The sequence below is a fragment of the Opitutus terrae PB90-1 genome, from assembly GCF_000019965.1.
GTDB classification, from domain to species: Bacteria; Verrucomicrobiota; Verrucomicrobiia; order Opitutales; family Opitutaceae; genus Opitutus; species Opitutus terrae.
In genome coordinates this window covers 1,299,471-1,319,313 of the sequence record NC_010571.1, presented here as the reverse complement: position 1 = coordinate 1,319,313, position 19,843 = coordinate 1,299,471, and the positions used below count along the sequence as shown (strand labels likewise).

Sequence of the window (19,843 nt, the reverse complement as noted above, 5' to 3'; positions counted from 1 at the left end):
GTTCGGAGAAGTTTTTTTCTTCGACGATCCGCGGAGGGTGAGCCCCGGGTCGCGCGAACCCGGCACGGTCGGTCACTTTCCTCCGGGCGCTGATCACCTGCGGCCGTTTAGCCCGGAAACTTCATGAACAGGAGTGAAGCTCCCTCCGATATTTTCGTCCGCCTGCGGCGGAGCCCCGACTTGTCGGGGCGGCAATTCAGCCCTGGCAAAGCCGGCCCGGAGGGCGGGATATTTGATGAATTTCATGAAATATCCGGGCTAGTTCAGCTTGCCCGCCAACCAGGCGAGATTGTCGGCGAAACGATCAACGGTGCGGAGCGCTTCCTCGTCCTTCAACACCGCGCCGGGCTCGCGCGCGAGCGCGACCGGCCAGTAGGTCGACCCAGGCACGATCATGTCGTTGATGGTATACCAGAACATCAACTGCGCGTAGGTGAAGTTGTGGCCCGCGCGGCGCGCGACGGTGATGGGGCCGCCGAGCTTGCGGGAAAACAGATGCCCGTTGGCGCGCGACACGTAGCCGGCCCGATCGAGTAGCGCCATCAGCTCCGGTGTGGCCGAGCCGAAGTACGTCGGCGAACCGACCACGAGAATGTCCGCCGCGCGCATCTTCTCGAATACCTGCTCGAAATCGTCGCCAGCACCTCCCGGACACGATTGGTCGCGCGTCTCACTACAGGCGCCACATGCCTGGCAGCCGCGAATGTGCAACCCGATCAGACTGACCAGCTCGCCGGCAATGCCCTGCCCCGAAAGCCGATCGAGGCAGCGACGCAGCAGCGTCTCTGTGTTTCCGTTGTGGCGCGGACTTCCTGAAATGGCGACGGCGTAGGGCATGGCGCCAGCATGATCTGCGCGGCAGCGGAGAGCGTTAAGCCCAAAAAACGACCGCGCGCGACGGCAGCTGCATCACCTGCGAGCCGGCCTCTTGGCGCGCAGTGCGGTTTCCTGATGGGCCGGGATCGCGGTTTGTGTTGAGCTTCGAGTGTCCGATCGCAGGCTCATTTGGTAAAGTGCGGCGACGAACGCTGCCGCTGAACCCCACAAGTCGTCGTTTTTGGCTCTGTTTTGGTGGCTTTAGGGAGTCGGTTGAATCCCACGAGAAGGCGCGCTTTTCGAACCTGCCCAAAGTCGCGTCGCGTTTTGCAGACCAGCTCACCGAAGGATGCCCGCGGAAAACACGACGCGAGTTATCGAACCGCTGAAAACTGCGATAACTTGTGGGCATCGTTTTGCCTGCCAGGCTTTGATGGTATGCCGGATGCCAAAACTACTCTGACGCGAACGGAGCTTTTTGATCTCGTGTGGTCAAAGCCCGCGACCAAGGTTGCTGCTGACTACGGCGTGTCGAGCGTCGCTGTTGCGAAGGCTTGTCGGAGGCTGGATGTCCCAACGCCACCACGTGGCTACTGGACTCAATTGGCCCATGGGAAAGTCATACCTCGTCCAACTCTTGGTTCCCGGAAGCCGGGCGAACGCGAGAGCACAAGTCTAGGAGAAGGAGCCAAGATCTCGAAGTCAGCGGAAATAGATTCAACTGTGACCGTGGACAACACCCCCGCTCCGGAGAAACCACATCCGATCGTTCAAAAGACGCGGGCAGCATTCCGGGGCGGGGCCAAAGACAGCCGATATGGGACCCTTTACGGGAAGCGCGACATTCCGCATCTACGGGTTTCGGTCACGCCGGACACGTTCGAACGTGCCATCGAGATTCTGAACCGCCTCGCTTGGATGCTCGAACGAAATGGCTTTGTCTTGGAAGAACCTAAGGAGGGAAGCGAAAGTGTGCAGCCGATCTTTGTGGCCACAAAAACCAAGATCGATTTTTCCGTGCAAGAAGTGGTCGAACGCTACGAGCGCGAGCTTACAGCGGAAGAAAAGAAGCAAAGTTGGACGTGGGATCGCTGGCGCTATCGGCCGACAGGTCGCTTGAAGATTGTTTTGGCGGAGTATGAGCCTCAAGGCGCCCGAAAATCGTGGAGCGATGGAAAAGTTCAGAAACTCGACGAGAAGCTCACCGAAATTGTCGAAGGCTTCATCATTTGTGCGCAGGGAAAGCACGCGGCTCACCTGAAGTGGGAAGCGCAACGGCAACAATGGGCCGAGGAAGCTCGGCGCCGGGAAGAAGCCGAAAGGCAGCGGCAGGAGGAAGAGAAGCGGAGAAATCTATTCCGTGAATCGGCTCTCAGATGGCGTGAAGCGAATTTGATGCGAGAATTTCGCGCCGCTTGTGAAGCAAAGCTTCGCGGGCAAAAAGCCGACGGGACGCTCACGGCCGACGAGGAAGCGTGGTTACTTTGGGCCGATTCGGTGGTGGATCGCAATGATCCCCTGAAAGGCTCGTTACTGGAGCGGTCTCTCACCGAGTGGGTAACGAGTCGGCGACAATGCAACAGCTGATCCCGTGCGAACGAGCCCAACTACAGTTCTACGATTAGACCATGCCGAAAGCCGGGATTCGCGATCTCAGTGCTTCCAGGATACCCGAGCGCATTGTTCACGATCCGCGTTTGTCCGAGGACATAGTCGCGTGGGTAGTGAGTGTGTCCATGCACCCAGAGCGCAGGACCGTTTGCCGTAATCAGACTCTCCAGGTTCGATGCGTAGGCGGCACTGATGGGCTCAACGTGTTTGGTTTCGGGCAGCGATCGAATCGATGGTGCGTGATGCGTGATTACGATCGAGCGCGTGCGGTCGGCGTTGGCTAGAAACTGCGTGAGCGCTAAACGCGAGTCAGCGTGAAGCATCGCTGTGTGCTTGGGATGTAGTCGACCAGTGTCTTCACGCCGGATCTTTCGATAATCATTCATCCCCTTTTCTTTCGAGCCAGCTGCAAACATTGCGGTCGAGCGGTCTCCCAAGAGATCGAAATCTGTCCAGAGCGTGGCACCGAAGAAGCGGTAACCATTCCAGTCGAAACTCTCGTTCTCGAGGATGACGACGTTCGAGCCCAACGCCGCATCCCGCAGCTTCTCATGAAGCCGTCCGATCCTCTCGTCGTAGTGCTCGTGATTGCCTGCCACGTAGAGCACCGGGACACCGGGAAACTTCTGGCGTGCCCAAGTCACACCGCGAATATTGCGATCGATGTCGCCAGCGAGCAGCACGACATCAGCAGGAACTTCGGGCAATTCGACGTCGCCGAATTCCCGATGCAGATCGCTTAGGATGCGAATGCGCATGCGCATGAACCCATCAGGACAGCCGCAGCCGCAGGAGGAGTTCGTTCATCGCGCTTCTTGTCTCCGCGCTCGGTGTTTTGAGCAGGCTGCTCGCGTCGTGTGCGGCCTGTAATTCTCTACGAAGACGCAGATACTCGGATTCGTGATAGGCGATGTCCGCCTCATTGAGGATCGACTCCTCGGGACCGCTCGATTTTCGCGCGACGAGATCAGGTACGTGAGGAAGGCGGAAGCTCTCGTTGAGTTTGACGAGGTTGGCTTCAATCTCGCCCGTGCGCATCAGCCAGATGCCGGTGAGCAGAACCCGATAAACGTAGAGCAGTGGCTTAACCCGGCGGGGAGACTCTTTGAGGAAGAGTTTCCATTGGGTTTCGGAGAAACCGAAATAGTGGTGCGAGTGATGCCGCGTGATGCAGCCGCGCGCGATTTGTTTCAATTCGGCGTGCTCGGGCGTTGTCTGAACCACGAGCGGTGAATAGAGCTGCTCCAGCACGTAGCCGTTTTTCTTGAGCAGGAGCCGGAAAAACTTCCGGACGTCATGGCTCACGATGTCCATCTCCAGTCCCTCGATCACACGCGAGTCCTCAAGCGTTTCGTCCGAGATGTCCAAGCCGACGACCCGTTCGATTGGCAAAATGTGCGCGCCGCGCAGGTCGAAATCCGAATCCGGCGAAGGAAATCCATAGAGGTGCGCACCGCTGATCGTAGCAAAGAGCAGCGGATGCGGTTGGGCCGCGACGATGCGATTCAGGCGCGGATCAATGGTCATTGGGAGAAGGCTCACGTATGTGCGTGGCGCGCCTCGATGAGGAAGCGATTCGTTGCTTCATAGTCGGGCCGCTCGGGTAAGGTGGTCTCGGCCAGGGCGCGTTCGAAGTCGCGGTGCAACTCCTGCCGCCAAGCATCAACCTCGGGCCACGGTAGCTCGCCATGTTTAATGGCGAGGAGCCGCTGGCGATGCTGCTCCACGCGCACCGGCACGCGGCGTTCGCGCAGCGTGGCCGCGCCCGTCAGCAGCAGCCGCAGTAGGTGCATGGCGTGTTTCCAACGAATCTCGCCCTGGTTTCGGCGATCCTGCTCAAGCTTCTTGAATTGGCTCAATGCGTAGCCGTTGAAGGTCTGAAAAATCATCTGCGAGAGAAAGGACTCACGTAACGTGAGCAGCCGCGCGCCGAGCGGAGTGATCTTTTCCACGAGCGGCGAATAGAGGCATTCGAGGATGTTGGGGTTCGCCTTGAGCGCCATCACCAGGAATTTCTGCAGCTCCCAGTAACACGTCTGCGCCCCATTGTCCTCGAACTGCTCCGGCGCGCCGAACAATGAGAGGTGCATCTCCAGCGGTGCGAGATATACGCCGCGGAGATCCGTATCCGAAGCATCGGTGTCCAGGCCGTAGGCGCGGGAGCCGACAACACACCGATAGATGATGCAGTTTTCCAATTCGAATTCCCCAGCGCCGTTGGGTGGCGTCGGCAGCCGATCTTTAAAGTGCTTCAGAATTTCGAATTGATCGCGGGTGAACGACGTCTCGAATCCGTCGAGAAACCGAATCAGGTAGTGAGCTTCCGACCCGGCCGGCGTGCGCGCAATGATTCCCACCGCGCCACGTGGATGGACCGGCATCGCGTTCGTGCCGCGCGCCTCCGTAGTTACGACGACTTGAGTGCCGGCAGAAACGGTAGACGACATCGCGGTTATTTGCGTTTGGGGATTCGCTTCTTCATCTCGTCCGCTTTCGGCACTTGGACGTAAACGACTTGAAGGACGCCTTCCAAGATGTCGACCAACGTGATGAGGTCTTCCTTTGCAGGAACGAATGCACGGTGTATAGATGCGTGTCCGGCTTCGAGCATCGAACCTACAACTTCGCGATGCTTCTTACCAATGAACCCCTGCGCTTCGAATTTGTTTAGGTTCGCGGTGAAAGATTTCTGATCACCGACCTTGTCGATCATAGTGTGCTCGAAGATTGCTCGGATCAGCATCGTCGCGGCGGCACGACTGTCGTTCTGAAGCGCGACATAAAGCTCCTTCATCAACCCCTCGACCTCGTCAGGGCACGTTTGGGTCAGCACATCTCCGCGTAACCATTTAGGAAACTGCCGAAAAATGCGGGGCGGGAAATATTTCGTTTCCACTTCGGGGCGGCCTTTTTCGTCGAGAGCCTCCGAGTTCCAAGCGTCGAGCCTCATCGCGATACTTTCGCAGCCGCGGCATTGAATGACGCGCCATCGAGCGCCCCATTGGATTAAAAAATCCTCTGTAATGTCCTCGCTGCCGTTCTCCTTTTTCTCGAACAGCACGTCATGCAGTGTCTCCGCGTGGCAGGTGTTGCAGACGGATTTTAGTTTTTCCCCGGAGTTCATGTTGTTGCGCTGATAGCACTATTAGAAAAACGATCGTTTTGCACTACGCCATCAGCGCCTTGGCTTCCGCCTTCAAGTCCGCGTGTTTGTCGAACCCGACGAAGATGCGCGCGTTGGCGTTCTTCACGGTTTCGGAGAGCGCCTGCAGCTCGCGCAGGCGGAGGAGTGCCGGATGCTTGGCGTAGGCTTCGGCGGCGCTTGCCTGTTCGCGAAGCGCGCGAATCTCAGCCTCGTTCTGAATGCGCAGCGCCTCGGCTTCCGCGTGTGCCTGCTTGAGGCGTGACGCGGCGAGCGATTCGGCGATCGTCACATCGGTTTCGGCGGTGCTCTTCGCCTCGACGAGTTTGATCTGCGCCTTGGCCTCGGCCTCGATCTTCTGTTGCTCGGCCTTTGTGCGCGTTTCGACAAGCTGCGCCTGTGCCAGGCGTTCGGCGGCGAGCACTTTGTTCATGATCTCCTGGAGATTGCCGGGGAAAACGAGGTCCTTCACGTCCGCGCGCAGGATCGCGACGCCGTAGGTCGCCGCGATGCCCTTGACCTCGTTAAGGATGTCTTCGCTGAGCTGGTTTCGGTTAGTGAGAATCTGCTCGAGCGTCATCGATGCGAGCGAACGTCGCGCGGCGAGCTGCACGTCACTGTAAAGGCGTTCGTCGTGATTGTTCACCTGGTGCAGTGCAGCCACCGGATCGCTGACTTTGAACTGCACGAGAATGCTCACGCGGATCGCGACTTTATCGGCCGTGAGGATTTCCTGGCCCTTGATCGTGAGGTCGCGCTCGCGCACGTCGACCGGGATGACTTCGATCTGCGGCTTGCGGCGAAAGAGATAGCGCCAGCGCGACGGCAGCTTGTAGCGGCCGGGGCCGAGGACGCGCGTCATGACGCCGTCCTCATACCAGAGAGCGCGGTGGGTGTCTTTGATGATGTTGTTGCTTTTCATAGCTGGAAGAAGGAGCTCCGAAGCGAACATTGATATGGGCGCAAGAGTGGTCAGATCAGCCCCATCCAATCGAAAATAGGATGACGAGGCGTGTTGGTTGATCTCGCCCTAATGTTGCCGGAGCAAAGGGTGTGGATTGTCGTAGAGTTAGGAATCGATGGTTTCGGCCTCGCCCTCGCGGCGCGCGGCTTTGTGGCTCGCGCGTTTTTCGCGACGGGCGCGGACCCAGTGCGGTTCGGGTGCTTCGCCGGCCATGATGCAGCCTTGCGGCTGAATCTCGCCGACGACGTTGGCCAGGCCGAAGCGATCGATCTGGGCCTTCACCTTGGTCGCGTCCTTGTAGCCGAGCGGCGACTCCGACAAGTCCGGTGCGCCGCCGAACCAGCGGATGTCGAGACCGGCCGTGCACGCCGCAAGCGTTTCCTGCACACGCGCAGGATCGAGTTCGCCCTCAGCGTCCTTGTAGGGCGCGAGCATGGCGGTGCGCGAGAGGTTGCGGCCGGCGCCGTGCGGACAGAACGACAGGTAGTCGTTGTTGTTCGAACCAAGCACGAGGAGGATTTCGCGCGCCATGTTGAGCGGGATGAGGCCGAGCAGTGGACGGCCTTGCGCGTCCTGCCATGCCGGAGTGGCGCCCTTGCCGTGGAAGAACGAGTCGCCGCGCTTCCAGACGAAATTGTGCTCATTGCCGATTTGCACGAGCGCGCGCTGACCGAGGCGGCGGAGAAGCGCGTCATGCAGCACGGCGTGATTCTGCCGGGTCCAACGGCTGATGTATTGGAGCGCATCCCAGTAGTCGCGACCCTCGGGCGAGTCGCCCGGAAGCCACGCGGCCGAATCCGGAATGTCCTTGGCATTCTCATCGCACCACAGGCGGGCAGCCTTCTGGCCGCGCTTGTAGAGGTCCGCGCCAAGGCCGCGCGAACCGTGGTGAGTGACGAGGACGTTGAACGCGCCGTCGCGGCGCATGATCCATTCGGACAGCTCGGTGTAGCCGGCTGCTTCGATGGCAGCACGCTGCGCTTCGGTGAACTGAATGCGACCGACGTAGGCGAAGTGGTTGCCGTCGCCTTGCGTGCCGAGGAAATCCTGGGCGCGACTGCGCAGGCCGGAGAGGAAAGGGTTGTCCCACACCGGCTCTTCGAGCACAGCCGAAGTCATCTGGTATCCGCGCGGACGACCGCCGGCGCCGAAGTGCGTCGTCTTCTGCAGGTGATCCATCATTTCGCCGACCGGATGGTTGGCGGGAAAGAAGGTCGCGAACATAGAACAGCAGATGTCAGCCGAATGCGCACCGGGAATGATTGCGTTTTCGACCTCGATGCCGCCGCCGACCGGGATCGTGGCGCGACCACCGCCCGACGGGCAGGCGTCAGGCATGATTACGCCGCGCTTCACTACCGGGACGTGCAGCAGCTCCGTCATGCGCTGACGCGCGGCGGCAACGTTCGTCGCTTCCTCGCGCGTTTCGGCCTCGATGGCCTCGGCAAGCGGAGCCGGCTCGTAGCGCGGCAGGGTCACGGCGAGCTGCTTCGGGAATTCGGCTTCAAGCGCGGTCAAAACGTCGGCACGCGCAAGACCCGTCGACTCCAAGTCGCGGGCGCGGCGCAGGGCCGGGCCAAGGCGGCGGCCTTCGTGCCAGCCGGCAGCGATGAGATCGCGGGCTTTGATTTCCATGTTCATGTGAGAAGAGTTTAGCGCGGTGGCGGGTTTGCACGTAGCGCGAATGCCGCTTGTAAGGTGACTGCCTAGTCAGGTGTGTGTTGATGGAGCTGTTCTTCGATCGAAGCTTCGGAGCGAAGCTCGTGAGCGGTGAAAGAGTATCGGCGCCACCAGCGACTGCGGCCATGCAGCCAGTCCAGGCGGCAGCGTCCGGCAGTGGCACTAAGATACGTCTCGATCTCAGCAATGCGCGATCGAACCTTCGGGAGTTCGACCCTTTGATGCGTGATGAGGTGCGGTTGGATGTCCTCTCGGAGGCACCACATATGGATCAGCCTGAATCCTGTGATGTAACGTCGCCATTTGATGGGTGTCCAAGGTTGGTCGTCTAACCGCCAGCAACCATAGCCGAAGAACCGCTGATGACTCGCAGGCCATGCAAGCTTCAGCCATTCAGCCGTCGGGATAATGCGGGGACTGAGGCGGATCTCATCGCCGTTCCGATTGAGAAAGGAGCGCTCTCGTGAGTAGACGTTCCGATTCACCTGAGTGAGTATCGTGCGAAAGAGCATGGCATCTGGACGCTGCGACACTCGAGCGTCGAGAACGTAGGTCTTCATCCATCCCCGCTGATACGGACGCTCGAGCGGAATGATCGGGGCATGTGTCTGCGCTTGATAGAGGCGGTTTAGTTCCCTCTCCAACGAAAGGAGCCGCTTGTCTCGGGAGACGTGTTTGTCGAGGAAGCGCATGGCATTTCTAATTTTGTCGCACGCTCATGGTGCGAGTGCGGGTGCCACGAAAGAGCCGCGCAGCGACCATGTCTTTTCGGAGGCATGCTGGAGCAGGATATACTTCCGGCAGGGAGCGAATCTTAGACGCGACACGCACCAGACGGAGCGTGCGCCCTGCTGGGCGGACTTCGGCAAGAGTGTGCATGGTGGGGAAGCGAAACTGTTCGTATTTTGGGCTGGGTTATCGGTTGGCCAGGAGCGACTGCCACACCGCGAGAACGATGAAGTCCTCGCGGAGCTTTTTCTCGGCGGCTTCGCGTAGTTGGCGCACGCGCTCTTTGGAGACGCCGAGTTCACCGGCGATCACGTCGAGCGTGGCATCGTCGAGATAGTAGCGGCGGAGCACATGAGCATGATTCGCAGGCAGGCGCGCCAGCGCCACATGCACGGAGCTGTGTGCGTCGAGCGACTCAGCCGTGCGTGCAGGGCACGCGGCTTCGTCTTCGATGACGTGCAGGTCGTCACCGTAGGCGTCGGTCTCATCGATCGAGCACGCTTGAGCGGCCTCGGCGAGACGCTCTAGTTGAGTGAGCGTCTCGTGCGAGTAGCCGGTGGCCGTGACGATCTCGTCCCGCGTGGGCGCACGGTGGAGCTCTTTCTCCAGCGCTGCCGTTGCACGCCGAACGAAGGTCACCTGACTGCGCGTGTGGCGAGACAGCGGGTCAAGGCGGCGGAGCTCATCCAGGAGAGCGCCGCGAACCCGGGCGAAGCAGTAACCGCGGAGCTGTTCGGCCGGACCGTCGAAACGCAGCATCGCCTCGACGAGGGCGAGCTTGCCCGCGCTAGCGAGGTCTTCGCGCGACACGTGGGCCGGCAACCGGCGTGCGACGGCCGCCACCGCCACGTCCACAATCGTGAGCGTGTCGGCAAGCGAAGCCGGTGAACTGGATACCGAGAGGAGCACGGGAGTGAGAATCAGCCATCGCTGATAGAGAGGCTTGCGGGGAGAGATGATGTGGCGCCCGGGCGATTGGGCCTGAGGACGGTCGGCCCGGCGCTACGTGGATCAGAGGTGAAGGAAGTGCCGCCAGTCGGGGTGCCGCGCTTCGCGAACGGTGGCGGCCACCGGCAGTGGTTTGGGTGCCGTCGGCTTGCGGACGAGCCGCAGGCCCGCTTCGTGGGGAAGCCGATTAGCCTTAAGGGAGTTGATCTCCTTCTTTGACCAAACGAGGTTCTCGAACGAGTCGCGGCCGCCGCGATCGCGTGGAACGACGTGGTCCAGGTTGCCGCCATTCTTGCCGACGAATTCGCCGGTGTATTGGCAGACGCCCCGGTCGCGCTCGAAGACCGCCTGGCGCGTGACGCGCGGGATGCGCAGCGGCATGCGATCGAACTGGGTCGAGACGATCACTGTTGGCACCCGCAGGTGGAGCTTCGGCGTGGAGATCGAGAAATCGAAATCGCGCACGGGCAGCTTCACCCACTCGTCCCAAGCGACCGGGTTCAAGTAGAGCGGCCGGTCGAAGTTCCAGGAACCGTCCTCGAGCTTCGGGTAGGCGATGTCCACGCCCACCGCCGGCGGCAGACCAGCTGCGCCGCCATTGAGCGCGATGAGCGCCTGCTTGATGGTCCGGTGGCCGATGACCTGCCACGCGCGGTTAAGCGAGAGCACGATTGGCTTGTCGAGAACGTCGGTGTTCATGGGAGGAGATGGTTTGAAAATGTGATGGCTCACGCTGAACCCAGCTCGCCCGACGTCGGTGTGTGTTCTTTTTTGCGAAAAGAGATGGATCTCCGCGCCGGGCTTGCGCCGGCCTCTGCGGTTTACGAAACCGCTGCATCGCTGCCTATGCTTGCAGAGAATGAAAATGGCTGCCGGGGCATGAGTCGCACATGCGTTCGCGGCTTCAGAGACCGCTGTCCTACTGCTAGACGACCCAGCAATGGCGGAGGGCTGAGGTCCTGCCCCTCAGCGAAAGAATCGCCGCACGCGTTAGCACCGCGGCTCCCGACTCTCGGAATTAACCCTCCATCGAAATTGGTTGGCCCGGACGGTAACGCTCCGTCGTCGATCGGTTATCAGCCGATTGCTCTGCTTTTGAGCTACGAGCCAATGTTGGCGGAGAGCGGAGGACTTGCGCCCCAACCGGCAGAGCCGATCCATCTGCTTTCGAAACAGCGCCCGCGCCTCGGCGGGTTCACTCTCCAAAGTGGCGGAGAGCAGTGGTCCTGCTTCACAAGCCTCTCGGCTCGAAACGGCTTCCAACCGATCACCGCCCTTCGCGGTTTTGCTCTCCAACAAAAAGATGGCGGAGGCGAGAGGTCATGCTCCCCAGCGACCGAATGTCGCCCGATCCGCTTCAAACAGGTGCCGGCACCTCGGCCGGTTTCGCCTCCGAAGTCCCCGCGGCAGGATTTGCACCTGCGTCGATCCGCTTAGAAGGCGGAGGCCTGAGCTTCTCGGCCACGCGGAGAAAGTGGACCTCGCGGCGGGACTCCCACCCACAACACAGCGTTCGAAGCGCTGCATGATTGTAATTTCACCACGCGAGGAAATTGGTCCTCCCGCCGGGAATTGCACCCGGAACTCGGCCTTCGCAGAGCCGTGTGATAGCTCTTTCACTACGGGAAGAAAATTGGAGCCCGACGCCGGAGTCGCACCGGCCTCGTCCTGTTTACAAAACCGGCACGTCGCTCACTACGTCTGACGGGCATTGGTCGCCGCGCCGGGTAACGCTCCCGGTCCGGGCGCTCATCTAGCGCGATTCCGCTTATAAGGCGGACGGTTCACTTTGAACAACGCGGCGAAAGTGGTCGCCTCGACCGGACTCGCACCGGCATTGCCCGCTTGAGAGGCGGGTCTCCTGGACTCGTTAGAGGACGAGGCGTCGAAATTGGTCGGCGAGACAGGACTTGCACCTGCATGGGCTTTCGCCCGCGAGTTTCTGAGACTCGTGTGTATACGCTCCACCACTCGCCGAAAAAATCTGGTGCGGCCGGAGCGACTTGCACGCTCACGCGCCTGACGGCACGGCGGTTTTTAAGACCGCCCGGTCTCCTGTTCCACGCACGGCCGCAAAGATGGTCGCGGCGGCCGGAGTCGCACCGGCACGGGCATGATGCCCAGAGGGGTTTGAGCCCACCGTGTCTACTGTTCCAACCACGCCGCGATAATTTGGTGCGGACAGAGGGAATCGCACCCTCATGGGCTTTCGCCCATCGGCTCCTCGGGCCGAGGTGTCTACTGTTCCACCACGTCCGCATGAAAAATGGAGCATCCACAGGGACGTGCGCCCTGCTCGCTGTCTTACCAAGACAGTCCGTCGCTATCTACGGCTTGGATGCATGGTCGAAGCGGAAGGACTCGCACCTTCGTAGCCCGTGAGGGCGTCGCGTTTACAGCGCGCTGCATTTGCTGCTCTGCCACGCTTCGAAAAATTGGGGGCTCGAGCGGGATTCGCACCCGCGACCGTCTCCTTATGAGGGAGCTGCGCTCACTGCTGCGCCATCGAGCCAAATGGTGGGCCGCCTCGGTAATGCTCCGAGTTCTGCCGCTTAAGAGGCGGCGGTTTCACTGTTAAAGCTTGCGACCCGAAAAAGTGGCTGCGGCAGGAGGACTCGCACCTCCATTCACGGATTCAAAGTCCGCTGTCCTGCTGATTAGACGACACCGCAACAAGAGTGGTCAGGGTGACAGGACTTGCACCTGCATGATCTCCCTTCCGAGGGGAGTCGCCGACTATTTGGCACCACACCCTGATGTGGAAATTGAACCGGCCCGGAGGCACGTGCGCTCCGGGCCGGTGTTGTTTTCTGTCATTAGCGAGTCAGCGGGCGGCGGCCGTAGTCGGCGCGTGCGATGAGCACGAGACCGACAACCGCGAGCCACGCGACTGCGAGGGCAGCGATCATGTCGTTGTCCTTTCTGTCCTGGGGCCTTGCTCCGAAGAGCTTCGGCCGTTCACCGCGCACGCTCCTCGAACGGAGCGCGCGCGAAATTGGTCGTCGGCCTCGGTGATGCTCCGAGCGATGCCTGCATGTCGGGCAGGTGACGTCACTGTCTGTCTCGCCGACGAAAAATGGCTGCCGGGGTGGGATTCGCACCTACATCTCGCCGCTTAACAGGCGGCCGCTCTACTGTTGAGCTACCCGGCAATGGTCGAGGTGGAGGGACTCGCACCCCCGTGTGGCTGGATGTAAGCCAGCTGCCATGGCTGCTAGGCGACACCTCGAAAATGGCGCGACCGACGGGTGCTGCCCCCGCTATCTCCTGCTCGACAGGCAGGCGACTCTGCTAGTTTGTCCTCGGTCACATTGGTCAGGTGGGCGGGATTTGCACCCGCTTCCCCGGCTTCACGGGCCGGTGCTCCGCTGACTGAGCCACACACCTGATTCGCAACAACAAAATGGTCGGAGCGGCGTGACTCGCACACGCGTGATCTCGGTCCCAAGCCGAGTGCCTGACTTCTAGGCTACGCTCCGGAAAGTTGGGAGCAGGATTCCGAGTTGCACGGAAAAGAGCCGGCTTATGAGACCGGCGGCGGACTCTCCGCTTCCTGCTATGGTGGGAACGGCTGGAATCGCACCAGCACCTTCTCGTCTTCAGCGAGTCGTGCAGACTATCTACACTACATTCCCAAAAAATTGGCAGGTCCTGAGGGACTCGCACCCTCCCGGTCGGTTTTGGAGACCAACCCGTCCGCTCGAACATCTAGGACCTATTGGTGCCCGAGGCCGGTAGCGCGCCGGCTCCCGCTGTTTGGAAGACAGCCGTGCATCTGTGAACACCTCTCGGGCGAAATTGGTGGAGCGGGACGGTTACGCTCCGTCTCCTCCGCATTGCAAGTGCGGCGTGCTGCTATTATCACTACGGCCCCAAAAGTGGACACGACGGCGGGACTCGCACCCGCGATCCTCAGCTTTGCAGGCTGGTCCCTTGGGCTGCTCGGGCACGTCGTGATGAAATAGAACCGCGGCTCAGGTCACTCGGCGTGAGAAGACTTCTCTCACGTCCGTCCTCAGTGACCGCGGATTAAAAATTGGTGGAGCCGGCGGGAGTTGCACCCGCACCGTGCGGATTAAAAGTCCGCTGTGCTGACTGTTCACACCACAGCTCCGACAAAGTGGTGCGCTCGGGGAGACTCGCACTCCCGATTCCGGACTGGCAGACCGGCGCGTTGCTCCTACGCCACGAACGCATGGTAAACTCGGCCCCTGCCGGGCTCCGGCCGCCGGCTGGCTTCAATGCTCCGATAGGGCAAAGCGGTTTCCGATCTCGGATTAACAATCGGCGCTTCCTTAAGGAAAATGGCCGCCTCGACGGGATTCGCACCCGCATCCCTCGGCTTGAAAGACCGGGATCCTGACATGTTAGACGACAAGGCGATCGCGCGCAGAGCTTCTGTCTCTATACCTTCAAAACTGACGACATTTAGCTCGGGCGCGGGAAAAATGACACGTGCGGCCGGCATCGCCATTTAACGCTTTGGGCGCACCGCACATGTTGTGGCAGAGCCGAATGATCGGCCCTGCCGTCGCAAAAAAGAACACACACCGTCGTCCCTCTCACGGACGAAGTCCGATGGATTGGACGGCCGCAGGATTTGCACGCGGACGTTGGGCTGATTGACTGGGCTCAGCAGGTGAAGCCGCTTACGGAATTTGGAAAAGAGTTCTGACTCGTCCCCGGAAGCGGCCCCATCTGGGCACAAAAAAACCCACTTCCGGGCGGAAGTGGGCCTGACGTGAGGCTACGATTAGCCTGGTTCGTTAGGTTACACCACTTCCTGGAGAGTTCGCGTAATTGGGTCGATTAAGACCTCGTTCATTACGCTCTCTCGATGTCGTCGCCTGCGGACGAATCTCCGCACACAACGTATGCCGTCCGGACCACCGGAGGGCTGAGAGTTGTATAAATTGTGCGGATTTCATGGGAAGGTGAGAGGCGAGACGTTTGTCTGGTTGAGGAGTTACAACGGCTGGTGCCGCGGGAAATTCAAGGGGAGCTGTGAAGATTTTTTCGTGGGCCGATATTTGATGCGATGTGACCAGCATACGTGATCTGTTTGGAGGTTGCCATAGACGGTTCTACAGTAACCCTGACTATCCAGTCATGTTTGAAGCACTTTTTTCCGAACGGGGGCTTTCGCTCGATCGTCTCAAGGTCCTCATCGAGGTGCGGGATGCAGGCAGCATTGCACAGGCCGCACCGGGCGATCCCATCCGGCAGAGTCAATACAGCCGCCAACTGCGCGAGCTTTCCGAGTTCTTCGGCTGCGAGGTAGCGCGGCGCCGAGGCAAGCTGCTCAAGCTAACGGAGCAGGGTGAGCGCCTAGCCGAACTAGCTCGCGAGCATCTCCGTTCGCTGGAGGATTTCCGGGCGGAGTGTCGGGAGGAAAACGTCGCCTTCACGCTGGGAGCCGGCGACAGCCTCATTCAGTGGCTGGTGATCCCTCGACTGGGAAAGATCATCGATGCGTTTCCCGGGGTTCACTTCGCTACGACGAATCTGCGAACGAACGAAATTGTGCAGCAGCTCACCGAGTGCCGCCTCGATTTTGGCATCATTCGAAAGAATGCCGTCGCTCAAGGTTTGAAGTCGGTATCGCTGGGCGTGGTCCGATACACTGCCTTGGTTCCGGCAGGGTTGCTGACCAAGCGAAAGAAAGTGATTCTCCGGGAGTTCCTCTCGGAGCTGCCGCTCGCTACCCAGACCACAGACGGTCAATTCACCTCCGGCCTGCGTGACCTGGCAAAGTCGCTTTCGGTGTCGCTCGTGCCTGCGCTCTCCTGCCAGTCGTTCCCGCAGACAATGGCCGCTCTGCGCTCAGGTCGCTTCGCCGCCATCGTGCCGGAGATTGCCACTCAAGACCTGGCGACCGGATTCGCTCATCGGGTGGATGATCCCGCTCTGCGGCAGCTCGACCGAGAAGCCATGCTCGCATGGAACCCGCGCCTTGTGCGTGTTCGACCCAATGCCGCCAAGATTGCAGCGAAGCTACAGAGCAGCCTTGTAATCTAGTCGCACGTCCTCAGCAAAAGGTTGACAAAACGTCTTAGTGTTAAAACAACACTAACATGACGCTTGCAACCCGGCCTTGCTTTCACGAATCGCCGCTCCTGACGGACCTCTATCAGCTGACCATGGCCTACGGCTATTGGAAGACCGGGACGGCCCACAAAGAAGCTGTCTTCCACCTGTTCTTCCGAAAGGCGCCGTTCAAGAGCGGCTATACCATCGCGGCCGGCCTTGCAGATGCGATCACCTGGCTGCGCAATCTCCGTTTCGGCCCGCAGGAGCTGAGCTATCTTGCGACACTCGTCGGCAATGACGGCAAGCCGCTCTTCGAGGCCGCATTCCTCAAGTATCTGCGTGCGTTCCGATTCACGGGTGACGTGGACGCAGTGCCGGAAGGCACCGTTGTGTTTCCGAACGAACCGCTGCTGCGGATCAAGGGGCCCATCATAGAAGGCCAGTTGGCGGAAACTGCGCTGCTGAACTTCATCAATTTCCAGACACTCATCGCGACGAAGGCCGCTCGTATCTGCGAGGCGGCCCAAGGGGAGCCCGTTCTGGAGTTCGGCTTGCGCCGAGCCCAAGGAGTGGACGGGGCCTTGGCTGCGAGCAGGTCGGCTTACATTGGCGGTTGTGCCGCCACCTCGAATGTCCTCGCCGGCCAGGTCTTCGGAATTCCTGTCAAAGGCACCCACGCGCACAGCTGGGTGATGTCGTTCGATGACGAGGCGGAAGCGTTTCAGGCGTATGCCGAAGCGATGCCGAATAACAGCGTGTTCCTAGTCGATACTTACGACACCCTTGAGGGCGTTCGTCGCGCCGTGGCCGCCGGGCGCTGGTTGCGGGATAACGGCCACGAAATGGTCGGAATCCGGTTGGATTCGGGCGACCTCGCCTATCTCAGCATTGAAGCCAGGAAGATACTCGATGAAGCGGGGTTCCCCGACGCGGTGATTGTCGCGAGCAATGATCTCGATGAACACATCATCGCGAGCCTGAAGCAGCAGGGAGCCAAGATCGGGCTTTGGGGCGTAGGGACGAAGCTCGTGACTGCCTATGATCAGCCCGCACTCGGAGGCGTCTACAAACTCGCCGCCACCCGCGTTCCCGGCGGCGAATGGGAATTTAAGGTGAAGCTTTCGGAGCAATCGATTAAGATCTCGAACCCTGGGATTCTCCAAGCCCGCCGGTTCACAAAAGGTGGAGAGTTCATCGGAGACATGATCTTCAACGAGGAAGCAATGCCTTTGAACACCCGGATGATCGTCGATCCTGCGGATGTCACTCGCCGCAAGGTGATGCCTGCTGATGCCGTGGCGGACGATCTCCTCGTTCCGGTCTTCCGAGGAGGCGAACTCGTCTACGCTGCCCCCACGCTGGAAGATATCAGGGCCCGCGCTCGGGAGCAGTTGGATCGTCTCTACGGCGGAACGAAACGGCTGCTCAATCCGCACGAGTATCCGGTGGGACTCGAGCCCGGTCTTTTCGATCTAAAGACCCAGCTCGTGTTCAAGAACCGCAAGGTTGCCTGAGCGGCAGAAAGCGTCATGAAGCCTATCAAAGTTGCAGCCGGAATCCTCAACCAGACGCCCTTGGATTGGGACAGCAATCGAGCGAACATTATCACTGCCATCAGACAGGCACGAGAGACAGGAGTTGGCGTCCTCTGCTTACCAGAACTGTGCATCTCGGGCTATGGTTGCGAGGATGCGTTTCACGCGCCGTTCGTTCACCAAACCGCTTGGACGGAACTCAACATTATCGCGGGTGAGACGACGGGCATGGCGGTGGCGGTTGGTCTCCCTGTCATGCACCAGAACTCCGTGTTCAATTGTGCCTGTCTGCTGGTGGACGGCGTCATCGCGGGTTTTGTGGCGAAGAAGTTTCTGGCCGGAGACGGCATCCACTACGAACCGCGATGGTTCAAACCTTGGCCAAGCGGTGTTCAGCATGAACTGCGCGTGGACGGCCGGAGTTACCCGTTCGGCGATGTGTTTTTCGATCTCGATGGCCTTCGGATCGGCTTCGAGATCTGCGAAGACGCTTGGGTGGCCAACAGACCCGGCGCGTCGTTGGCATCGAAGGGCGTGGACGTGATCTTCAACCCAAGTGCGAGTCACTTTGCGTTCGGGAAGCTCGACGTCCGCAAGCGTTTCGTGCTCGAAGGATCGAGAGCTTTCGGAGCGACGTATGTGTATTCGAATCATGTGGGCAACGAGGCGGGCCGCGCGATCTACGACGGCGGTGCGCTGATTGCATCTGGCGGCAAGCTCGTCGCCGCTGGTCCACGTTTTTCATTCCAGGGCGTCACGGTCACGTCCGCCGTTGTTGATATTCAGCAGACGCGCCTGAGCCAGGCTCGGACCACGAGTCACCAACCTGGCCTCACATCGTCCGATGCCGGCTGCGTTCGACTCAAGTTCGCCGTGCCGGCTACTGCGTTTGAACCCGCCAAGATCGTCATGGCCCCTTGGGAGAATAGTGCTGAGTTGAAGGCGGAGGAGTTTGCCCGCGCCGAAGCATTGGCACTTTTCGACTACATGCGAAAAAGCCGGTTGCATGGCTTCGTTGTTTCATTGAGCGGCGGAGTGGACTCAGCGGCGGTCACGTGCCTCGCAGGGTTGTCGGTGCGAATGGGGATCGCGGAACTCGGACTGAATGGCTTTCTGAAGAAACTCGGCTACGCGCACGCCCTGCGCGAACATCGGGATGTCGGCAGCGTCATCAGGGCACTCCTCACGTGCGTTTATCAGGGCACGGAGAATAGCTCGGCCACTACTCGCGATGCCGCACGGGCCGTCGCCCAAGCTGTCGGCGCCGAGTTTTTGGAGTTCGAAGTCGGCGAACTGGTGGAGCGCTACACCTCCATCGTGTCCGGGGCGATCGGTCGTCCGCTCACTTGGGCAACCGATGACATCGCGCTTCAAAACATCCAGGCGCGGGTGCGAGCTCCCGGCGTTTGGTTTCTCGCCAACCTCCGGAATGCGCTGCTTCTCTCCACCAGCAACCGCTCGGAGGCCGCGGTAGGCTACGCAACGATGGACGGAGACACGTGCGGCGGCCTGAGCCCGATCGCCGGCATCGACAAAGCCTACCTGCGCCAATGGCTCGTCTGGATGGAGCAACATGGACCTGACGGTATCGGCGCCCTGCCGGCATTGAGGCTCGTGAATGCCCAGGCGCCGACGGCCGAGCTTCGTCCTGCCGAACAGAAGCAAACGGACGAGGGTGATTTGATGCCTTACACGGTGCTGGACGCCTGTGAACGCGCGTTCATCCGCGACAAGAAAGGTCCGGCAGAAGTCCTCGCGAGCATCGGGGTTCAGTTTCCTCAGTATAAGGTCGACCAGATGAAAGTTTGGGTGACGCGGTTCTTCCGGCTTTGGAGTCGCAACCAGTGGAAGCGAGAGAGGTATGCGCCTTCGTTTCACTTGGATGACGAGAGCCTCGATCCCAAAACGTGGTGCCGTTATCCAATCCTCTCAGGGGGGTTCGCACGAGAGCTGTCGGAACTGAACACATGACTAAGACGACAACTCTGTATCGGCCCGTCGGGCCCAAGGAGCTGGCGCTCATCGAGGCCAGCGGCTTTCGCTCCTTTCCGCCTCGGCTGCCTGACCAGCCGATTTTCTACCCCGTCACCAATGAGGACTACGCGATTCAAATCGCCCGGGACTGGAACGTTCCTGCCTCAGGCTCGGGGTTCGTCACCCGTTTTCAGGTGGAGAGTGACTTTCTGAAGCAGTATCCACCTCGCGTCGTTGGTTCGAAAGTGCACGAAGAGCTGTGGATTCCCGCGGAGGCCTTGGACGAGTTCAACCGGCACATCATCGGACTGATCGAGGTGACCCACCGGTTTGGGAAATAGCGCCTTGGTGTAATTTACACACTTTGAGCTTTACTTAGTGTCACAGCAACACCAAGATGACGACAGTTCAACC

Annotated in this window: 15 protein-coding genes and 26 tRNA genes; 5 read left to right on the top strand and 36 right to left on the bottom strand. The window is 60.2% G+C overall.

What is annotated here, in order from left to right:
- Positions 1 to 258: 258 nt before the first annotated feature.
- Entirely contained in the window at positions 259 to 837 is a 579-nt protein-coding gene (locus tag OTER_RS05410; RefSeq protein ID WP_012373884.1) for a flavodoxin family protein, read from the bottom strand.
- Between the two features lie 708 nt (positions 838 to 1,545).
- Here OTER_RS05410 and OTER_RS05405 point away from each other — a divergent pair.
- Complete coding sequence (locus OTER_RS05405) at positions 1,546 to 2,403, top strand: hypothetical protein (RefSeq protein ID WP_148218014.1); 858 nt, start codon at positions 1,546 to 1,548, stop codon at positions 2,401 to 2,403.
- A 20-nt stretch (positions 2,404 to 2,423) separates the two neighbouring features.
- Here the strand turns inward: OTER_RS05405 and OTER_RS05400 are convergent, their stop codons facing one another.
- The 35 genes from OTER_RS05400 to OTER_RS05280 all read right to left on the bottom strand — a co-directional run bounded on the left by OTER_RS05400 (position 2,424) and on the right by OTER_RS05280 (position 14,272).
- The gene (locus tag OTER_RS05400) at positions 2,424 to 3,185 is read right to left on the bottom strand and encodes a metallophosphoesterase (RefSeq protein WP_044892175.1); all 762 of its coding nucleotides are present in this window, start codon (positions 3,183 to 3,185) and stop codon (positions 2,424 to 2,426) included.
- Positions 3,186 to 3,198: 13 nt separating this feature from the next.
- Entirely contained in the window at positions 3,199 to 3,954 is a 756-nt protein-coding gene (locus tag OTER_RS05395; RefSeq protein WP_012373881.1) for a nucleotidyltransferase domain-containing protein, read from the bottom strand.
- An 11-nt stretch (positions 3,955 to 3,965) separates the two neighbouring features.
- Positions 3,966 to 4,874: a nucleotidyltransferase domain-containing protein gene (locus OTER_RS05390; RefSeq protein ID WP_044891592.1), complete on the bottom strand. Its 909-nt coding sequence runs from the start codon at positions 4,872 to 4,874 to the stop codon at positions 3,966 to 3,968.
- A gap of 5 nt (positions 4,875 to 4,879) precedes the next feature.
- On the bottom strand, positions 4,880 to 5,551 hold the full coding sequence (locus OTER_RS05385; protein ID WP_012373879.1) for a DUF4145 domain-containing protein: 672 nt from the start codon (positions 5,549 to 5,551) through the stop codon (positions 4,880 to 4,882).
- Between the two features lie 43 nt (positions 5,552 to 5,594).
- On the bottom strand, positions 5,595 to 6,491 hold the full coding sequence (locus tag OTER_RS05380; protein WP_012373878.1) for a slipin family protein: 897 nt from the start codon (positions 6,489 to 6,491) through the stop codon (positions 5,595 to 5,597).
- 147 nt (positions 6,492 to 6,638) lie between these two features.
- The gene (locus OTER_RS05375) at positions 6,639 to 8,174 is read right to left on the bottom strand and encodes an RtcB family protein (protein WP_012373877.1); all 1,536 of its coding nucleotides are present in this window, start codon (positions 8,172 to 8,174) and stop codon (positions 6,639 to 6,641) included.
- 65 nt (positions 8,175 to 8,239) lie between these two features.
- On the bottom strand, positions 8,240 to 8,905 hold the full coding sequence (locus OTER_RS05370) for a hypothetical protein (protein ID WP_012373876.1): 666 nt from the start codon (positions 8,903 to 8,905) through the stop codon (positions 8,240 to 8,242).
- 223 nt (positions 8,906 to 9,128) lie between these two features.
- A complete protein-coding gene (locus OTER_RS05365) occupies positions 9,129 to 9,851 on the bottom strand; it encodes a sigma-70 family RNA polymerase sigma factor (RefSeq protein ID WP_012373875.1) in 723 nt (240 codons plus the stop codon).
- Positions 9,852 to 9,953: 102 nt separating this feature from the next.
- The gene (locus tag OTER_RS05360; protein WP_012373874.1) at positions 9,954 to 10,589 is read right to left on the bottom strand and encodes an HNH endonuclease; all 636 of its coding nucleotides are present in this window, start codon (positions 10,587 to 10,589) and stop codon (positions 9,954 to 9,956) included.
- 167 nt (positions 10,590 to 10,756) lie between these two features.
- Positions 10,757 to 10,830: transfer RNA gene (locus tag OTER_RS25730), tRNA-Gln, on the bottom strand.
- Positions 10,831 to 10,926: 96 nt separating this feature from the next.
- Positions 10,927 to 11,000: transfer RNA gene (locus tag OTER_RS05355), tRNA-Ile, on the bottom strand.
- Between the two features lie 288 nt (positions 11,001 to 11,288).
- Positions 11,289 to 11,361: transfer RNA gene (locus OTER_RS25725), tRNA-Arg, on the bottom strand.
- 83 nt (positions 11,362 to 11,444) lie between these two features.
- Positions 11,445 to 11,519 (bottom strand) — tRNA-Arg (locus OTER_RS25720).
- Between the two features lie 5 nt (positions 11,520 to 11,524).
- Positions 11,525 to 11,600 (bottom strand) — tRNA-Thr (locus OTER_RS25715).
- Positions 11,601 to 11,698: 98 nt separating this feature from the next.
- Positions 11,699 to 11,775: transfer RNA gene (locus OTER_RS05350), tRNA-Glu, on the bottom strand.
- A gap of 7 nt (positions 11,776 to 11,782) precedes the next feature.
- A tRNA-Leu gene (locus OTER_RS05345) sits at positions 11,783 to 11,867 on the bottom strand.
- Between the two features lie 8 nt (positions 11,868 to 11,875).
- Positions 11,876 to 11,964, bottom strand: a tRNA-Leu gene (locus tag OTER_RS25710).
- A 5-nt stretch (positions 11,965 to 11,969) separates the two neighbouring features.
- Positions 11,970 to 12,057: transfer RNA gene (locus OTER_RS25705), tRNA-Leu, on the bottom strand.
- 6 nt (positions 12,058 to 12,063) lie between these two features.
- Positions 12,064 to 12,149: transfer RNA gene (locus OTER_RS05340), tRNA-Leu, on the bottom strand.
- Between the two features lie 84 nt (positions 12,150 to 12,233).
- Positions 12,234 to 12,320 (bottom strand) — tRNA-Tyr (locus OTER_RS05335).
- Positions 12,321 to 12,326: 6 nt separating this feature from the next.
- A tRNA-Ile gene (locus OTER_RS05330) sits at positions 12,327 to 12,402 on the bottom strand.
- 85 nt (positions 12,403 to 12,487) lie between these two features.
- Positions 12,488 to 12,562 (bottom strand) — tRNA-Gln (locus OTER_RS05325).
- Positions 12,563 to 12,569: 7 nt separating this feature from the next.
- Positions 12,570 to 12,646, bottom strand: a tRNA-OTHER gene (locus OTER_RS25700).
- A 321-nt stretch (positions 12,647 to 12,967) separates the two neighbouring features.
- A tRNA-Asn gene (locus OTER_RS05320) sits at positions 12,968 to 13,042 on the bottom strand.
- A 1-nt stretch (position 13,043) separates the two neighbouring features.
- Positions 13,044 to 13,119, bottom strand: a tRNA-Val gene (locus tag OTER_RS05315).
- 4 nt (positions 13,120 to 13,123) lie between these two features.
- Positions 13,124 to 13,200 (bottom strand) — tRNA-Asp (locus OTER_RS25695).
- A 2-nt stretch (positions 13,201 to 13,202) separates the two neighbouring features.
- A tRNA-His gene (locus OTER_RS05310) sits at positions 13,203 to 13,278 on the bottom strand.
- A gap of 16 nt (positions 13,279 to 13,294) precedes the next feature.
- Positions 13,295 to 13,369: transfer RNA gene (locus OTER_RS25690), tRNA-Pro, on the bottom strand.
- A gap of 80 nt (positions 13,370 to 13,449) precedes the next feature.
- Positions 13,450 to 13,525, bottom strand: a tRNA-Phe gene (locus tag OTER_RS05305).
- A gap of 7 nt (positions 13,526 to 13,532) precedes the next feature.
- Positions 13,533 to 13,607 (bottom strand) — tRNA-OTHER (locus OTER_RS25685).
- A gap of 82 nt (positions 13,608 to 13,689) precedes the next feature.
- Positions 13,690 to 13,764 (bottom strand) — tRNA-Ala (locus OTER_RS05300).
- Between the two features lie 5 nt (positions 13,765 to 13,769).
- Positions 13,770 to 13,846 (bottom strand) — tRNA-Cys (locus tag OTER_RS05295).
- Between the two features lie 81 nt (positions 13,847 to 13,927).
- Positions 13,928 to 14,004: transfer RNA gene (locus OTER_RS05290), tRNA-Lys, on the bottom strand.
- A gap of 7 nt (positions 14,005 to 14,011) precedes the next feature.
- Positions 14,012 to 14,085: transfer RNA gene (locus tag OTER_RS05285), tRNA-Gly, on the bottom strand.
- Positions 14,086 to 14,195: 110 nt separating this feature from the next.
- Positions 14,196 to 14,272: transfer RNA gene (locus OTER_RS05280), tRNA-Glu, on the bottom strand.
- 727 nt (positions 14,273 to 14,999) lie between these two features.
- Here OTER_RS05280 and OTER_RS05275 point away from each other — a divergent pair.
- From OTER_RS05275 to OTER_RS05260, 4 genes are read left to right on the top strand one after another with little or no spacing between them, the layout of a single operon-like run.
- Complete coding sequence (locus tag OTER_RS05275; protein ID WP_012373873.1) at positions 15,000 to 15,908, top strand: LysR family transcriptional regulator; 909 nt, start codon at positions 15,000 to 15,002, stop codon at positions 15,906 to 15,908.
- A gap of 56 nt (positions 15,909 to 15,964) precedes the next feature.
- Positions 15,965 to 17,434: a nicotinate phosphoribosyltransferase gene (locus OTER_RS05270; protein ID WP_012373872.1), complete on the top strand. Its 1,470-nt coding sequence runs from the start codon at positions 15,965 to 15,967 to the stop codon at positions 17,432 to 17,434.
- A gap of 15 nt (positions 17,435 to 17,449) precedes the next feature.
- Complete coding sequence (gene nadE, locus OTER_RS05265; RefSeq protein ID WP_012373871.1) at positions 17,450 to 19,426, top strand: NAD(+) synthase; 1,977 nt, start codon at positions 17,450 to 17,452, stop codon at positions 19,424 to 19,426.
- A complete protein-coding gene (locus OTER_RS05260) occupies positions 19,423 to 19,770 on the top strand; it encodes a hypothetical protein (protein ID WP_012373870.1) in 348 nt (115 codons plus the stop codon). Before nadE ends, OTER_RS05260 begins: the two co-directional genes overlap by 4 nt.
- Positions 19,771 to 19,843 lie beyond the last annotated feature (73 nt).

Bases quoted from the DNA above. Each gene is read 5' to 3' on its own strand.
- OTER_RS05390 (WP_044891592.1), bottom strand. From the start codon at position 4,874: ATGTCGTCTACCGTTTCTGCCGGCACTCAAGTCGTCGTAACTACGGAG.
- OTER_RS05400 (WP_044892175.1), bottom strand. From the start codon at position 3,185: ATGCGCATTCGCATCCTAAGCGATCTGCATCGGGAATTCGGCGACGTC.
- OTER_RS05375 (WP_012373877.1), bottom strand. From the start codon at position 8,174: ATGAACATGGAAATCAAAGCCCGCGATCTCATCGCTGCCGGCTGGCAC.
- OTER_RS05395 (WP_012373881.1), bottom strand. From the start codon at position 3,954: ATGACCATTGATCCGCGCCTGAATCGCATCGTCGCGGCCCAACCGCAT.
- OTER_RS05270 (WP_012373872.1), top strand. From the start codon at position 15,965: ATGACGCTTGCAACCCGGCCTTGCTTTCACGAATCGCCGCTCCTGACG.
- OTER_RS05360 (WP_012373874.1), bottom strand. From the start codon at position 10,589: ATGAACACCGACGTTCTCGACAAGCCAATCGTGCTCTCGCTTAACCGC.
- OTER_RS05260 (WP_012373870.1), top strand. From the start codon at position 19,423: ATGACTAAGACGACAACTCTGTATCGGCCCGTCGGGCCCAAGGAGCTG.
- OTER_RS05370 (WP_012373876.1), bottom strand. From the start codon at position 8,905: ATGCGCTTCCTCGACAAACACGTCTCCCGAGACAAGCGGCTCCTTTCG.
- OTER_RS05380 (WP_012373878.1), bottom strand. From the start codon at position 6,491: ATGAAAAGCAACAACATCATCAAAGACACCCACCGCGCTCTCTGGTAT.
- OTER_RS05275 (WP_012373873.1), top strand. From the start codon at position 15,000: ATGTTTGAAGCACTTTTTTCCGAACGGGGGCTTTCGCTCGATCGTCTC.
- OTER_RS05410 (WP_012373884.1), bottom strand. From the start codon at position 837: ATGCCCTACGCCGTCGCCATTTCAGGAAGTCCGCGCCACAACGGAAAC.
- OTER_RS05385 (WP_012373879.1), bottom strand. From the start codon at position 5,551: ATGAACTCCGGGGAAAAACTAAAATCCGTCTGCAACACCTGCCACGCG.
- nadE (WP_012373871.1), top strand. From the start codon at position 17,450: ATGAAGCCTATCAAAGTTGCAGCCGGAATCCTCAACCAGACGCCCTTG.